This is a genomic window from Streptomyces sp. NPDC007991, from assembly GCF_042958445.1.
In the GTDB taxonomy this organism is placed as follows: domain Bacteria; phylum Actinomycetota; class Actinomycetes; order Streptomycetales; family Streptomycetaceae; genus Streptomyces.
This window is the reverse complement of sequence record NZ_JBIBJD010000008.1, coordinates 273,177-287,463: the sequence shown is the minus strand read 5'-3', so window position 1 is coordinate 287,463 and position 14,287 is coordinate 273,177. Positions and strand designations below refer to the sequence as shown.

Below are 14,287 nucleotides of genomic sequence, written 5' to 3'. Positions count from 1 at the left end.
CCCGTGCGAGCAACCCTGCGCTGGGCGCACTCCGATCTGCGCACGCACCGCGGCGAGGCGCTGTTCCTCGTCCTCGCCACCGCCGGCATCGTCGCTTCCCTGCTGCTGGCCACGGCCTTGTTCGGGTACGCCACCAACCCCTGGCAGCGCGTGTTCACGCAGTCGCACGGCGCACATGTGTGGCTGCACACCGACACCACGGCCGACACCGGGAAGCTGGCCGAACTGGACGGCGTCGACTCCGTCGCCGGCCCGTACCCCACCGCCGCCACCACCCTCGCCTCGCGCGGCAGCCGCGCCGCCGTGGAGCTGCGCGCTACTCCGCAACGCCCGTCCGTCGGCCGCCCGCCTGTCGTCTCCGGCCACTGGCTGGACCCCGCGACCCCGAACGGTGTGGTCCTGGAGAGCCGCCTCGCCCGCGCGCTGCTGGCCGAGCCCGGCGACACCCTCACCGTGCCCGGCACCGCCCGCGAACTGACCGTCGTGGGCCTTGCCGACAGCGCCGAGCCGCGCTACCGGCCCGGCGAGCAGCCGGGCCTGGTGTGGGCACTGCCGTCGGCCGTGCCGGACCCAGGCGGCCAGGTCATCGGACTGCGGCTGACGGATCCCGGCGACACGTCCTACGTCGTCCAGCGCGCCGTGACCGTCCTGGGCGCCGGTGCGATCGGCGAGGTGTCCACCTGGCAGCAGGCCCGCGCCGAGGCCCAGGGGGACAACCGGCTTCTCGGCCAGGTGCTGGGCCTGTTCGGACTGGGCGCACTCGTCGCCGCCGGGCTCGCCGTGCACGGCGCGATCGGCACCCGTATCCGCGGCCACCTGCGAGACCTCTCCATCCTCAAGGCCATCGGCTTCACCCCCGGCCAGGTGGTCCGCATCTTCCTGCTCCAGCACCTCGCCTACGCCCTCCTGGGCGCCCTGGCCGCCGCCGCGCTGGCCGAGGCCCTGGGCAGCCGGATCCCCGGGCGGCTCGGGGACGCGATCGGCGTGTGGCAGGGGCTGCCCGGCCACACCGTGGCGCTGTTCGTGATCCCGGTGGGCGCGGTGCTGTTCATCGGCGCGACCACCGGCCTGGCCGCCTGGCGTGCGGGCCGCGTCCCGCCGGTACCGGTGCTGCGTCCGACGCCGACACTCAGCGGACGGCTGCCCGGGGCGAACACGGGCCGGGGCCTCGGCCCGGGCGGCGCGGCGGCTTTGCCTGCCGGGCAGCCGACTGCAACGACGAGCCAAGGGGCGCGACCGCGGCCCTCGTCGACTGCGCCTGACGGGCAACCGACCGTGCAGAAAAGCCAGTCCCTCGAACCGCACCCCGCAGCGGCAACGCCTCTCGGACGGCTGACCGACGGCCCGCGCCGGATCCTCGGCCTGCGACCCACAACAGCGACCGCACCTGACCGGCAGCCGACCGGGACCACGCACCAGGCCCCCGAACCGCAACCCCCGACGGCAACGCCTCTCGGACGACTGACCGACGGCCCGCGCCGGATCCTCGGGCTGCGGCCCACACCGGCCGCATCCGACGAGCAGCCGACCGGGACAGCGGTCCAAGCCCTCCCACCCCAGCCCGCAGCTGAAGCGCCCGGCGGGCGGCCGATCGGCGGCCTGCGCCGGATCCTCGGGCTGCGGCCCGCCGCTCCCCGGGCAGGGCAGCTCTCCGATCTGGCGCGTCGTGCCCTCGGGGCGCGGGTGCCGCCCGCGCTGGTGCTGGGCTGGCACACGGCGTTCACCCGCCGCCCCCGGTCCCTCGCCACCGTCGCCCGCCTCACCCTGCCGCTGCTGCTGATCGTCGTGGCGATGAGCGCGTGGACCACCATCGACCGCTTCCACAGCACGCCCGAACAGATCGGCCTGCCGACCGCCCTCAGCGTCCGCGCCGACGCCGGTCTGGACGAGCGGCAGACCCGCGCCCTGCTGGAACGCGACCCGGACGTGGCCGCCGCCTACCCCGGTGTCGAGACGGCCGCCCTGGTCCCGGGCCAGACGGCGACCATCGCCCTGCGCGGCCTCGGCACCGGCCAGGACCCCTACCCGTACACCCTCGCCGAGGGCCGCCCCGCCCACGGCGCCGACGAGGCCGTGGCCGGGCAGGGGCTGCTGGACCTGCTGGACGTGCGCGTCGGCGACTGGGTGCGGATGACGGTCGGCGACCAGCCGCAGATCCTGCACATCGTGGGCCGCAGCATCGAGCCGGAGAACGCCGGCCGGGTCATCTCCACGTCCCTCGACACCCTCCGCGCGAACGACCCCGGCCTCCGCCCGACCCTCTACGAGCTGCGCCTGGACCCCGGTGCCGACCCGCGGGAGGTCGCCGACCGGCTGGCTGCGGCCGGGCGCGGACACCTGGACGTGCACACCGTCACCAACCCCGCCGACGGGCTCTCCCCGCTGCGCGCCGTCGTCGCCGGGCTGATCGCCGTCCTCGCCCTGATCGGGCTGATCGAGCTGCTGACCGCGATCGGCGGCACCGTCCGCGAGAGCGAACGGGACCTGCTCGCGCTGAAGGCCATCGGCCTGTCCCCCCGGCAGATCACGGGCATCACGGTCACGGCCACCGGCTGTACGGCCCTGGCGGCCGTGCTCGCCGCCACCGTCCTGGGCCTGCCGCTCGCGCACTGGCTGATCGACACCCAGGGCCGGTCGAGCGGTATCGGCGCCGGGATCGCCCAGGGCCCGTCGGCCCCGCTGATGCTGCTGCTCGGTGCGGCGGCGGTACTCTGCGCGGCCGCGCTGGCCGCCGTACCCGCGGCCCGCGCGGCCCGCCGCCGCCTGGCGGACACGCTGAGCGCGGTCGCCTGACGTCCTGTGCCGCCCCCGGTGTCAGCCCCCGTAGGGGGGCTGCGGGTTGTACGGCGGCTGCGGGTTGTACGGCGGCTGCGGGTGCGGGGCGTACGGGTTCCCCTGCGGCGGCAGATACGGCGATCCCGCCGGAGGCATCCCCGAGGGCATCCCCGGAGGCATCCCCGGGGGTATCCCCATCCCGGGCGGCATCGGCGGGACCGGCCCGGGTGCGGGCGCCGGTGCCAGAGTCGCCGGATGGGCCTTCAGCCGGATCCCGTACCGCCGCTTGAGCCGCCCCATCTCCAGCAGCGCGATGGCGGTGACCGTCACGGGAGCGCCCAGGATGAAGACGATCCCCAGGGTGAGGCTCAGCCCGTGCAGATCACCGGTGACGAGGTCCGGGACGGCCACCAGCCAGCTGGTCACCATGGCGAGCAGCGGCGGCAGGCAGCGGTGCGTGGCGGCCGTGCCGAAGAAGTTGCCGGAGACCCGCACCGCCCCGTAGGCCGTGAAGATGAGCATCCACATCATCGTCAGACCGACCCCGATGATCACGACGGGGTTCGCAGTGCCGTTCACCGTCTGCACCAGCAACAGCAGGGCGGCCACGCACCCGACGAACAGCAGGAGCAGCAGGAGGGAGTTGAGCAGCGGCACCCGCAGCTGCCGCACCGTGCCACCGCGCCGCCAGACCCAGAGCATCACCCCGACCGTCAGCGGCGTGAGGAAGAGCAGGACGACGGAGGCCGTCATCGCGTTCTCCAGCAGCTCCGTGAAGTCGAAGCCGCCCTCGATGAAGGTGTAGACCCCGAGGGACGCGACCGCCCCGGCGATGACCCGGAACCTCTTCAGGCGCTCCACGGACGGATCGAGCGGCGGTGGTATCCACGCGGGGTGGAACACCGCCTGGGCCACGTCATGAGGCTTGACGACGGACCGGACCGTCAGCCTGCCGCCGGTCCAACTCCCGCGTGTGCGTGCCATTTCGCGCTCCCCCGAGCACTCGCCGTGATGATCGTGCGTGAGTCTACGGGAAGCGGAGGGGGTGCCGCCGGGCGGTGAGCGGACAGCGCGCTGCCGTCCGCCACCCGCCCGGCTGCCGTCACTGCCGGCCGCGCAGCTCCCGGTACGTGGCGACCAGGGCCTGGGTGGACGCGTCCAGGCCCTCGACCTGCGCGCCCTCGGTCAGCGCGGGCTCGACGCGCTTGGCGAGGACCTTGCCCAGCTCCACGCCCCACTGGTCGAAGGAGTCGATGTTCCACACCGCGCCCTGCACGAACACCTTGTGCTCGTAGAGGGCGACCAACTGGCCGAGGACGGACGGCGTCAGCTCGGGTGCCAGGATGGTGGTCGTCGGGTGATTGCCCTTGAACGTCTTGTGCGGCACCAGTTCGTCCGGCACACCTTCGGCCCGCACCTCCTGCGGGGTCTTGCCGAAGGCGAGCGCCTGTGTCTGCGCGAAGAAGTTGGCCATCAGCAGGTCGTGCTGCGCCTTGAGCCGGTCGCCCAGCTCACCGACCGGCCGCGCGAAGCCGATGAAGTCCGCCGGGATCAGCTTCGTGCCCTGGTGGATGAGCTGGTAGTAGGCGTGCTGCCCGTTGGTGCCCGGGGTGCCCCACACCACCGGCCCGGTCTGCCACTCCACCTCACGCCCGTCCCGGTCGACGTACTTGCCGTTGGACTCCATGTCGAGCTGTTGGAGGTAGGCGGTGAACTTGGACAGGTAGTGGCTGTACGGCAGCACCGCGTGCGACTGGGCGTCGTGGAAGTTGCCGTACCAGATGCCCAGCAGGCCCAGCAACAGCGGCACGTTGGACTCGGCGGGGGCGGTCCGGAAGTGCTCGTCGACGATCCGGAAGCCGTCGAGCATCTCCCGGAAGTTGTCCGGGCCGATGGCGATCATCAGGGCCAGGCCGATCGCGGAGTCGTACGAGTAACGGCCGCCGACCCAGTCCCAGAACTCGAACATGTTGGCCGTGTCGATGCCGAACTCGGCGACCTTCTCCGCGTTCGTCGAAAGCGCGACGAAGTGCTTGGCGACTGCGGCCTCGTCACCGAGCGCGTCCAGCAGCCAGCCGCGCGCGGACGTGGCGTTGGTGACCGTCTCGATGGTGGTGAAGGTCTTGGAGGCGATGACGAACAGCGTCTCCGCGGGGTCCAGATCCCGCACCGCCTCGTGCAGGTCGGCGCCGTCCACGTTCGACACGAAACGCACGGTCAGCGAGCGGTCCGTGAAGGCGCGCAGCACCTCGTACGCCATCGCGGGGCCGAGGTCGGAGCCGCCGATGCCGACGTTGACCACGTTGCGGATCCGCTTGCCGGTGTGCCCCGTCCACTCCCCCGAGCGCACCCGGCCCGCGAAGTCGGCCATCTTGTCGAGCACGGCGTGCACACCCGGGACGACGTTCTCGCCGTCGACCTCGATCACGGCTTCCCGCGGCGCCCGCAGCGCGGTGTGCAGCACGGCCCGGTTCTCCGTGGTGTTGATCTTCTCGCCCCGGAACATGGCGTCCCGCAGCCCGAACACGTCGGTGGCGGCGGCCAGTTCGCGCAGCAGCCGCAGGGTGTCGTCGGTGACGAGGTGCTTGGAGTAGTCGACGTACAGGTCGCCGACCCGGAGGGTGTACGCGGTGCCGCGGCCGGAGTCGGCGGCGAACAGCTCACGCAGCTGGACATCGCCCAGCTCCTCGCGGTGCTTGGCCAGTGCCGTCCACTCGGACGTCTGGTTGAGCCTGGTACGGCCGTCTGCGTTCATCTCGGGCTTCAGCCTTCTTTCCTGTCCTGCCTGCGTACCTTGCCCCGCTGCCGGTCCCCAACTTAATTGATCAGCGCGTGACATCGGCTGTCGTGACGCCGTCGTCCGGCTCGGCAACAACTACGTTCACCTTGAGCGCCGGTATCAGTGCGAGGACGGAGAGGACGAAGAAAGCGGCCGTGAGCAGGGGCGGGGTGTTCGGCCCCCAGGCGGTGGCAACGGCTCCGCCCAGCAGGGCGCCGAGGGGCACGCCGGCGAAGGCCAGGGTCCGGAAGGCCGAGCTGACCCGGCCCAGGAGCCCGGCGGGGCTGCGCTCCTGCATCAGTGTCGTCGTGTTGACGTTCCACACCATGCCCATGAGCCCGAAGACGGCCAGCGCGCCCACCAGCACGGTCAGGCTGCGCACGGTGCCCATGACGACGAGGGCGGCGGCCTGCACCGAGCCGGCGAGCAGCACGGACCGCAGCCGGCCGAGACGCGCGACCAACCGGCTGTTCACCACTCCCCCGGCCAGGCTGCCCAGTGTGAAGGCCGCGCCCGCCGCCGCGTATCCCGCGCTTCCCGCGTCGAGCCAGTCGGTGACCAGGACGACCAGCATGGCGAGCTGGGTCCCCATGCCGATGTTGCACAGGGCCGTCGCGGCGCACAGGCTGCGCAGGGCGCGGTCACGCCACAGGGTGCGCAGCCCCTCCGCGATCTCGCGGCGCAGGGTGCTCCCCGACGGTCGCGGCGTGCGGTCGGACTCGGCGGCCGGCAGCGAGGCCACCAGGGCTGCGGCCACCAGGAAGGTCACGGCGTCGGCAGCGAAGGGCACGGCGGCCCCGGCGGCCAGCAGCAACGGCACCACGGGCCCGCCCAGCAGGCCGCCCGCGATGCGCTGGCCGGTCAGCAGCCGGGCGTTGGCGCTGCCGAGGGCGTCCCGGTCGACCAGGGCGGGCAGCAGGGCCGTGGCGGCGTTGTCGAAGAGTGTCTGGAGGGTGGTCAGGGCGAAGGCCAGCACGATGAGCAGGCCGATCGAGGCGTGACCGAGAGCGACGGCCACCGCGAAAGCGGCGACCAGCAGCCCCCGTAAGGCATCCACCCTCCCCATGGCGCGCCGCTGGTCCACGCGGTCGGCGACGGCCCCGCCGAGCAGGCCGAAGGCGATCCAGGGCAGATAGCCGCAGGCCGTGACGGAGGCGATGAGCAGCGGCTCGTCGGTCAGCGTGACGGCGAGCAACGGCAGCGCGGTCGTGCGCAGCGCGTCACCGAAACTGGACAGGACGGCGGCGCTCCACAGCCGTCCGAAGCCCCCGCGCCACGCGGGCGCGCGCACGCTTCCCATCTCGACCGTCGCCACTGCTCCCCCTCACGGTTCGCCCGATGCACACACCGTAGAGGGCACCACTGACAATCGGTCCGCGAGCGGGCGTCCGCCCCGGAGCGGAAGGCAACTCCGGCCGGGCACCTTCTGGTGCCCGGCCGGTCACGACTCCTAGATTTCGCCCCGCAGTTTGGCGAGCGCCTCGGCGAGGATCGCCTCGCCGTCCGCGTCGCTGCGGCGCTCGCGCACGTACGCCAGGTGCGTCTTGTAGGGCTCGGTGCGCGGCGGGTCCGGCGGGTTGTCCCGGTCCTGGCCGGCCGGAAAGCCGCAGCGGGGACAGTCCCAGGTATCGGGCACCTGCGCGTCGCTGGCGAAGCTCGGCTGGGTCTCGTGTCCGTTGGAGCACCAGAAGGAGATGCGCAGCCGCGGCGCGGACTCGCCGCGCTCGGCCTCGCCCATCGGCCCCGCCCCGACCCGGCTTCCCCGGATCGCGTTGCCACTTGCCACGGTCGTAACTCCCTGCGTGATGGTGCCGCGAAGCGAGTCGGCGTTCCGCTTCGCTGCGAGCGCCTCAGTCTACGTAAGGCCCAACGCGCGTCCAGTGATTGGAGTTACAACCCTCACACCTAGACGCAAGCCCCATGATAGGCCGCGCTTCGCCGCGCGTACCGAACATGGGGCTTTACGTACGAAATGCGTGCGTACGCAGTGTGTGCGGGATGCGGGCCGGTCAGTTGTTCACCTTCATCAGGATGCCGAGCACGATAATGCACGCGAACCAGAGCAGACCGACCACGACGGTGATCCGGTCGAGGTTGCGTTCGGCGACCGAGGAGCCGCCGACGGAGGACTGCATGCCGCCACCGAACATGTCGGAGAGACCGCCGCCCTTGCCCTTGTGCATCAGCACCAGCAGCATCATCAGCAGGCTGAAGACGATCAGGGCGATCGAGAACCCCAAAACCACGGCTGGACCAACTTCCTCGGATTCGGATGGACGACGCGGGGTCCAGCACAGTGCTGGACCCCGCAAGGGTACGACGAATCGCCGTTAGCGCATACTCACTGGTCGCGGAAGCGCACGATCTTGACGAACTCGTCGGCGTCCAGCGAGGCGCCGCCGACCAGGGCGCCGTCGATGTCGGCCTGGGCCATGATCTCGGCGACGTTGCCGGACTTCACGGAGCCGCCGTACTGGATGCGGACCTTGTCGGCCAGCTCCTGCGAGTACAGCTCGGCGATCTTGCCGCGGATCGCCGCGCAGACCTCCTGGGCGTCCTCGGCGCCGCAGACCTTGCCGGTGCCGATGGCCCAGACGGGCTCGTAGGCGATCACGATGGTCTCGGCCTGCTCGGCGGGGAGGTCCTTCAGACCGCCCTCGACCTGGGCGAGGGTGTGCGCGACGTGGTTGCCCGCCTCACGGACCTCCAGCTCCTCGCCGACGCACAGGATGGGGGTCAGGCCGTGCTTGTAAGCGGCCTTGACCTTGGCGTTCACCAGCTCGTCGGTCTCGTTGTGGTACTGGCGGCGCTCGGAGTGGCCGATCGCCACGTACGTGCACTTCAGCTTGGCCAGCATCGAGCCCGAGATCTCGCCGGTGTAGGCGCCGGAGTCGTGCGCCGACAGGTCCTGCGCACCGTACTTGATCTTGAGCTTGTCGCCGTCGACCAGGGTCTGTACGGAGCGCAGGTCGGTGAAGGGCGGCAGGACGGCGACCTCGACGGCCTCGTAGTCCTTGTCGGCCAGGGCGAAGGCGAGCTTCTGGACGTGGGCGATGGCCTCGAGGTGGTTGAGGTTCATCTTCCAGTTGCCCGCCATCAGCGGCGTGCGCCCAGGAACGTTCGATACAGCCATCTAGGTCAGTCCTCCAGTGCGGCGAGGCCGGGGAGCGTCTTGCCCTCGAGGTATTCGAGGGAGGCGCCGCCACCGGTCGAGATGTGGCCGAATGCCGTCTCGTCGAAGCCCAGGATGCGCACGGCGGCGGCGGAGTCGCCGCCGCCGACCACGCTGAAGCCCTTGGATTCGACGAGGGCCTGGGCGACCGCCTTGGTGCCCTCGGCGTAGTCGGGGTGCTCGAAGACGCCCATCGGCCCGTTCCAGAAGACGGTGGCGGCGTCGGCGAGCTTGGATGCGTACAGCTTGCAGCTCTCGGGCCCGATGTCGAGGCCCATCTGGTCGGCCGGGATGGCGTCCGCGGCGACGGTGGTGGGGTGGGCGGGAGCCTTGGTCTTCAGGTCCGGGAACGCGGTCGCGGTCAGGGCGTCGACTGGCAGAACCAGCTCGACGCCGGTCTTCTCGGCCCGCTCGATGTATTCCTGGACGGCCGGGATCTGGTCCTCCTGGAGGAGGGACGTGCCGACCTCGTAGCCCTTGGCCTTGAGGAAGGTGTAGGCCATGCCGCCGCCGATGAGGATGCGGTCGGCCCTGCCGAGCAGCTGGTCGATGACGGCGAGCTTGTCGGAGACCTTGGCGCCGCCGAGGGCGACGGCGTACGGCCGCTTGACGTCCTCCGTCAGCTTCTTCAGCACGGCGACCTCGTTCGCGATGAGGTAGCCGGCGGCGTGCGGCAGCCGGGCCGGGAGGTCGTAGACGGAGGCGTGCTTGCGGTGCACGGCACCGAAGCCGTCGCCGACGTAGAGGTCCGCGAGGGCGGCGAGCTGGTCGGCGAAGGCGCCGCGCTCGGCGTCGTCCTTGCTGGTCTCACCGGCGTTGAAGCGCAGGTTCTCGACGACGGCGACCTGGCCGTCGTCGAGGGCGGCGACGGTGGCCCGGGCGGACTCGCCGACGGTGTCGGTGGCGAACCGGACGTCCGTGCCGAGGAGTTCACCGAGGCGCGCGGCGGCCGGGGCGAGGGAGAAGGCCGGGTCCGGGGCGCCCTTGGGGCGGCCCAGGTGCGAGGCGACGACCACTCGGGCGCCCGCGTCGGCGAGGGCCTTGACCGTGGGCACCACGGCGCGGATCCGGCCGTCGTCGGTGATGGTCGTGCCGTCCAGCGGCACGTTCAGGTCGGCGCGGACGAAGACCCGCTTGCCGGCCACCCCTTCGGAGAGGAGTTCGTCGATCGTCTTCATGAGGGGACTCCTGGAAGAGCTCGTGATCGCTCGTAAGCGCTCGTGATCGAACAGCTCTGATCTGTACGTGCGTCAGGGCTCGGACAGCGCGTTCCCGCGCCGCCCGAGCCCTGCTCTCACATGGATGTGCCTGCTCTGTGGATCAGAGCTGGTTGCCGACGAAGACCGTCAGGTCGACGAGGCGGTTGGAGTAGCCCCACTCGTTGTCGTACCAGCCGATGACCTTCACGTTCTTGCCCTCCTGGACCATGGTCAGGGAGGAGTCGAAAGTGCAGGACGCCGGGGCGTTGACGATGTCGGACGAGACGATCGGGTCCTCGGTGTACTCGAGGATGCCCTTCAGCTCGCCCTCGGCCGCCTTCTGGAAGGCGGCGTTGACCTCTTCCTTGGTGACCTCGCGGCCGAGCTCCAGGACCAGGTCGGTGACCGAGCCGGTCGGGACCGGGACGCGCATGGCCATGCCGTCCAGCTTGCCCTTGAGCTGCGGGAGGACCAGCGCGGTGGCCTTGGCGGCACCCGTGGTGGTCGGGATGATGTTCTCGGCGGCGGCACGGGCGCGGCGCAGGTCCTTGTGCGGGAAGTCCAGGATGCGCTGGTCGTTCGTGTACGCGTGCACCGTCGTCATCAGGCCCTTGACGATGCCGAAGTTCTCGTCGAGGACCTTGGCCATCGGCGCCACACAGTTGGTGGTGCAGGAGGCGTTGGAGATGACGTGGTGGTTCGCCGGGTCGTAGCTGTCCTGGTTGACGCCCATGACGATGGTGACGTCCTCGTCCTTGGCCGGAGCCGAGATGAGGACCTTCTTGGCGCCGCCGGCGATGTGCTTCTCGGCGTCGGCCTTCTTGGTGAAGATGCCGGTCGACTCGATGACGATGTCGACGCCCAGCTCGCCCCAGGGGATGTCGGCGGGGTTGCGCTCGGCGAGGACCTTGATGGTCTTGTCGCCGACGGTGATGGTGTCCTCGGTGTGCGAGACCTCCTGCTTGAGGCGGCCGAGGATGGTGTCGTACTTCAGCAGGTGAGCGGTGGTCGCGGTGTCACCCAGGTCGTTGACAGCCACGATCTCGATGTCTGCACCCTGCTCCAGCAGCGCGCGGAAGTAGTTACGACCGATGCGGCCGAAGCCGTTGATGCCTACGCGGATCGTCACGAACCGATCTCCTCGTTGGTACGCCGGCCATGAAGAGCCGGCGAGCTCTGTTTGGGATGTCCCCGACCGCCTACGACCCTACCTCCCTGAGGCAGCGGTGGTGACATCCAGATGCCCCATACACGGCAGGGCGGTCCGTACCCGCCAGTAGGGGTACGGACCGCCCGTCACCGAGAGCGAGATCACTCGATCTCGCTACGCGGCGTGGTGCCTGTTGACCGAGAGTTCCCAGCTCCCGCGGGGTCACACGTCCGCGGTCACACGTCGAGGGAGGCGAGTGCCTTTCTCATCAGTGCCGCCCGGCCGGCCGCGGTGGCGACGTGCTCCAGGCCGAAGCCCAGCAGCACGGTGTCGTCCGTGGTGACCGCGCCGTAGGTCTGGAGCAGGGTCCCGGTGCGGGCCCAGTCCTTGAGGACGGCCGGGCTGCCCTCGGGCGGTCCGGCCGCCTTCCAGGCGCCGAGCGAGGTCTCGAAACCCTCGGTCTCCTTCGCCGTGCCGCCGACGACGAGCGAGGCCTCGTCGGCGAGGACGCCGTGTCCGCCGGTGCCCGGGTCGGTGACGTAGCTGATCGAGACCTCGACCGATGTGCCGGCGTAGGCGCTCAGGTCGAAGTCCACCCGCTGCCAGCCGCCGGAGGCGCCGGTGAGGCTGTTCCAGGACCCGGTGCTGCCGGTCGCGGTGCAGCCGTCGTCCGACAGGGTCAGGTAGTGCTTCAGCCAGGGGTGCTCACGGACGTAGAAGCCGCCCCCGCACTCGGCCGGAACTGCGGCCTTGGTGGCGCCGCCCGCCTCGGGCAGGGTCGTCCAGTCGTCGGCGCCCGTGGTGTGGGCCTCGACCAGGACGTTGTCGTAGCCGGGCTCGGTGTCCCACATCAGCTGGGTGCGCAGGGTGGGCTTGTCGGCCGCTGCGACGCCGGTGAGGTCCACGGTGCGGGTGAGGCGCTTGTAGGCGTTGTCGGTGTGGACGGCGGCGGCCATCGAGGAGCCCGCGTACGGGCCGTACGGGTTGGCCGCGCCGGCGAACTGTCCGGCGCCCTTGCTCGCGAACTGCGGGAACGTGTCGGCGGGCAGTTCGTCGGAGGTGACGCCGTAGCGGCCCGCCGCGTCCAGGGGGTTGCCGGGCGCGGCGGCGAGCGGGCCCGTGAAGCCGCCCAGCTCGCCGGAGCCGGTGAATCCGGTGGCTCCGGCGGCCGAGGTACGGCTGTAGGCGCCCAGGTAGTACTGGCTGAAGTCGTCCGACAGGGCGCCTCCGAGGTCGACGCTGCCGCCGGCCTGCTCGCCGGCCTCGATCAGCCGGCCGCCCTCGTTGAGGAAGGCGCGCAGCTGGAGCTGGGTGGCGTTGCCGGGGACGCCGGCGCCCGTGTAGTGGACGACGGTGTCGAAGTGGCTCAGCACGCCCAGCGCGTCGGGCACGCCCTGCCGGGCGACGTCCCAGACGACCGCCTTGCGGCCGTTGGCCTTGAGGGCGGCCACGTACTTCTGTGCCTGCGGGGCGGCCGCGCCCTCCTCGGCGACGACGAGGGTGTCCCCCCTGGGCCGCTCGGCGACGGTGTAGGTGAAGCGCTCGCTGGAGACCTTCTTGCCCTTCTTGGTCTCCCCGGTGAACCACACCTGGACCTTGTCGCCGGGGTCGCCGTCCCTGACCTTCGCCCGGTACGCGTCGAAGTAGAGGTTGTCCTCACCGCCGTAGGTCTCGCCGCCCTTCCAGGGCCTGAGCGGCATGTCCTCGGTGCGGCCGCCGTTGACGCGGTACTTCAGCTCCTTGTCACGCAGCGACTTGCGTGCGACGACGGAGACCTCCTGGTCGGCGCCGCGGGAGTACGACACCGGGAAGGCGGCCGGGGTGAAGTCGGCGGCGCTCAGTCCGACCGACGAGGACGGCCGGTCGGGGTGGGCGGCGGACTCGGCGACGGAGAGCGCGAAGGGAACGTTCTTGGCGAACTCCTGCTGGATCAGCTTCTCGTCGTCCGGGAAGGTGAAGACCGACCGGCAGTCGGACGCCTTCCACTCGTCGTCCGGGTCGGCGTCGGAGGCGGACTGGCAGGTCGACATCTCGGGGGTGAACATCGCCATGCCGTTGACGTTCGCCGCGTGGCCGTCGGCCTCGCCGTTGGTGGTGTACAGCTCGGAGGAGAGCTGCGGGTGGTAGCCGGGGATCGCGGAGTTCTCGGGGGTACCGGCCAGCGCCTTGTACAGGACGTCGTCCGGGGTGGGTGTGGCCACCTGCCAGCCGACGCCGTAGAGGAGCAGTTCGGCGGCGGAGTGGTAGTTGATGCCGTAGGTGAAGCCGATCCGCCTCTCGAAGGCGTCCAGGGCCTTGGTCTCCGGCTCGGAGCCGGGTCCGGCTCCGCGGTAGGTCTCGCTGGCGGAGTCGGGCGACGAACCCTCGTCGTCGTAGCCCCACTTGTAGGCGAAGTTGCGGTTGAGGTCGACGCCGTCGCCGGTGCCGATGACGCCGTCGCCGTTGACGTCCCGCAGGTTCTTGCGCCACAGGCGGTTGTCGTCACTGGCGTGGGTGTGGTCGTAGCCGTCGGGGTTGGCCGAGAGGACGAACCACAGTTCGGTGGAGTCGACGATCTTCCTGACGCGCCGGTCCTTCTTGTAGTTGTCCAGGTAGTGGTGCATCAGGCGCCGGGTCATCTCCGGCGTGATCCACTCACGCGCGTGCTGGTTGGACAGGTAGAGGACCGAGGGCTTGGAGCCGTCCTTGGTCTTCTTCGCGCCCTTGGTGAGCTTCAGCGCGAGGATGTCCTGGCCCCTGACCGTCTTGCCGATGGAGACGACCTTGGTGAGGCCGGGGTTCTCCTGCGCGGTCCTGAGGATCTCCTCCTTGAGGCCGCCCTTGCCGCTGTACGGGCGGAAAACGCCCTCGGCGGCGTCCTCGACGCGGGCCTGCGCCCGGGTGGAGAGGTCGTGCGCGGTGAGGTCGACGCCCTGCTTCGTCAGCTTCTTCGCCTGCTGGTCGGTGAGGTAGAGCTCGACGGTGCCCGTGCCCTTGTCGGGCACCTGCTCGCCGAGTTCATGGCCGTCCTGGCCGGCCGCGAGCAGCAGGGGTACCTGCCCGCGGGTGACCTCGGCGCGGAAGACCTTGACTTCGTCCGGGTCGGACGGGGGTGAAGTGCCCGGTTGTGCCTGGGCGATGGGCGCGATGCTCGCTCCGCCGATCAGGAGCGCGCCGACAGCGAGGATCGATCTCGCTCTTCGTCTCATGAACCCCCCTAGCGTGGGTTCGCC

General features: G+C 70.9%; 10 protein-coding genes. 1 reads left to right on the top strand and 9 read right to left on the bottom strand.

The features are described 5' to 3' along the window. Positions 1-3: 3 nt before the first annotated feature. On the top strand, positions 4-2,793 hold the full coding sequence (locus ACFZDA_RS24460; RefSeq protein ID WP_391085330.1) for an FtsX-like permease family protein: 2,790 nt from the start codon (positions 4-6) through the stop codon (positions 2,791-2,793). 21 nt (positions 2,794-2,814) lie between these two features. Here ACFZDA_RS24460 and ACFZDA_RS24455 read toward each other — a convergent pair whose 3' ends face one another. The 9 genes from ACFZDA_RS24455 to ACFZDA_RS24415 all read right to left on the bottom strand — a co-directional run bounded on the left by ACFZDA_RS24455 (position 2,815) and on the right by ACFZDA_RS24415 (position 14,263). After that, entirely contained in the window at positions 2,815-3,759 is a 945-nt protein-coding gene (locus ACFZDA_RS24455) for a hypothetical protein (RefSeq protein ID WP_391085328.1), read from the bottom strand. Between the two features lie 118 nt (positions 3,760-3,877). Then, entirely contained in the window at positions 3,878-5,530 is a 1,653-nt protein-coding gene (gene pgi, locus ACFZDA_RS24450) for a glucose-6-phosphate isomerase (RefSeq protein ID WP_391085326.1), read from the bottom strand. A 70-nt stretch (positions 5,531-5,600) separates the two neighbouring features. Continuing rightward, positions 5,601-6,869 carry an MFS transporter gene (locus tag ACFZDA_RS24445; protein WP_391085323.1) on the bottom strand — a complete coding sequence of 423 codons (1,269 nt, stop codon included), beginning with the start codon at positions 6,867-6,869 and terminating at the stop codon, positions 5,601-5,603. Positions 6,870-7,004: 135 nt separating this feature from the next. Continuing rightward, positions 7,005-7,340, bottom strand: a complete 336-nt coding sequence (locus ACFZDA_RS24440; protein ID WP_003957010.1) for an RNA polymerase-binding protein RbpA — start codon at positions 7,338-7,340, stop codon at positions 7,005-7,007. A gap of 223 nt (positions 7,341-7,563) precedes the next feature. Next, positions 7,564-7,794 (bottom strand): preprotein translocase subunit SecG, encoded by a 231-nt coding sequence (gene secG / locus ACFZDA_RS24435; protein ID WP_005477937.1) that lies wholly within the window; start codon positions 7,792-7,794, stop codon positions 7,564-7,566. Positions 7,795-7,895: 101 nt separating this feature from the next. After that, positions 7,896-8,651, bottom strand: coding sequence for a triose-phosphate isomerase (gene tpiA, locus ACFZDA_RS24430; protein ID WP_307179842.1), 756 nt, complete (start codon positions 8,649-8,651; stop codon positions 7,896-7,898). Positions 8,652-8,692: 41 nt separating this feature from the next. Then, positions 8,693-9,904 carry a phosphoglycerate kinase gene (locus ACFZDA_RS24425; protein ID WP_391085320.1) on the bottom strand — a complete coding sequence of 404 codons (1,212 nt, stop codon included), beginning with the start codon at positions 9,902-9,904 and terminating at the stop codon, positions 8,693-8,695. Between the two features lie 142 nt (positions 9,905-10,046). Beyond that, positions 10,047-11,054, bottom strand: a complete 1,008-nt coding sequence (gap, locus tag ACFZDA_RS24420; RefSeq protein ID WP_086561720.1) for a type I glyceraldehyde-3-phosphate dehydrogenase — start codon at positions 11,052-11,054, stop codon at positions 10,047-10,049. A 257-nt stretch (positions 11,055-11,311) separates the two neighbouring features. After that, positions 11,312-14,263: a M14 family zinc carboxypeptidase gene (locus tag ACFZDA_RS24415; RefSeq protein WP_391085316.1), complete on the bottom strand. Its 2,952-nt coding sequence runs from the start codon at positions 14,261-14,263 to the stop codon at positions 11,312-11,314. Positions 14,264-14,287: the final 24 nt, after the last annotated feature.

Coding starts and splice junctions, on each gene's coding strand:
- ACFZDA_RS24455 (WP_391085328.1), bottom strand. CDS start 3,759: ATGGCACGCACACGCGGGAGTTGGACCGGCGGCAGGCTGACGGTCCGG.
- pgi (WP_391085326.1), bottom strand. CDS start 5,530: ATGAACGCAGACGGCCGTACCAGGCTCAACCAGACGTCCGAGTGGACG.
- tpiA (WP_307179842.1), bottom strand. CDS start 8,651: ATGGCGGGCAACTGGAAGATGAACCTCAACCACCTCGAGGCCATCGCC.
- ACFZDA_RS24425 (WP_391085320.1), bottom strand. CDS start 9,904: ATGAAGACGATCGACGAACTCCTCTCCGAAGGGGTGGCCGGCAAGCGG.
- ACFZDA_RS24415 (WP_391085316.1), bottom strand. CDS start 14,263: ATGAGACGAAGAGCGAGATCGATCCTCGCTGTCGGCGCGCTCCTGATC.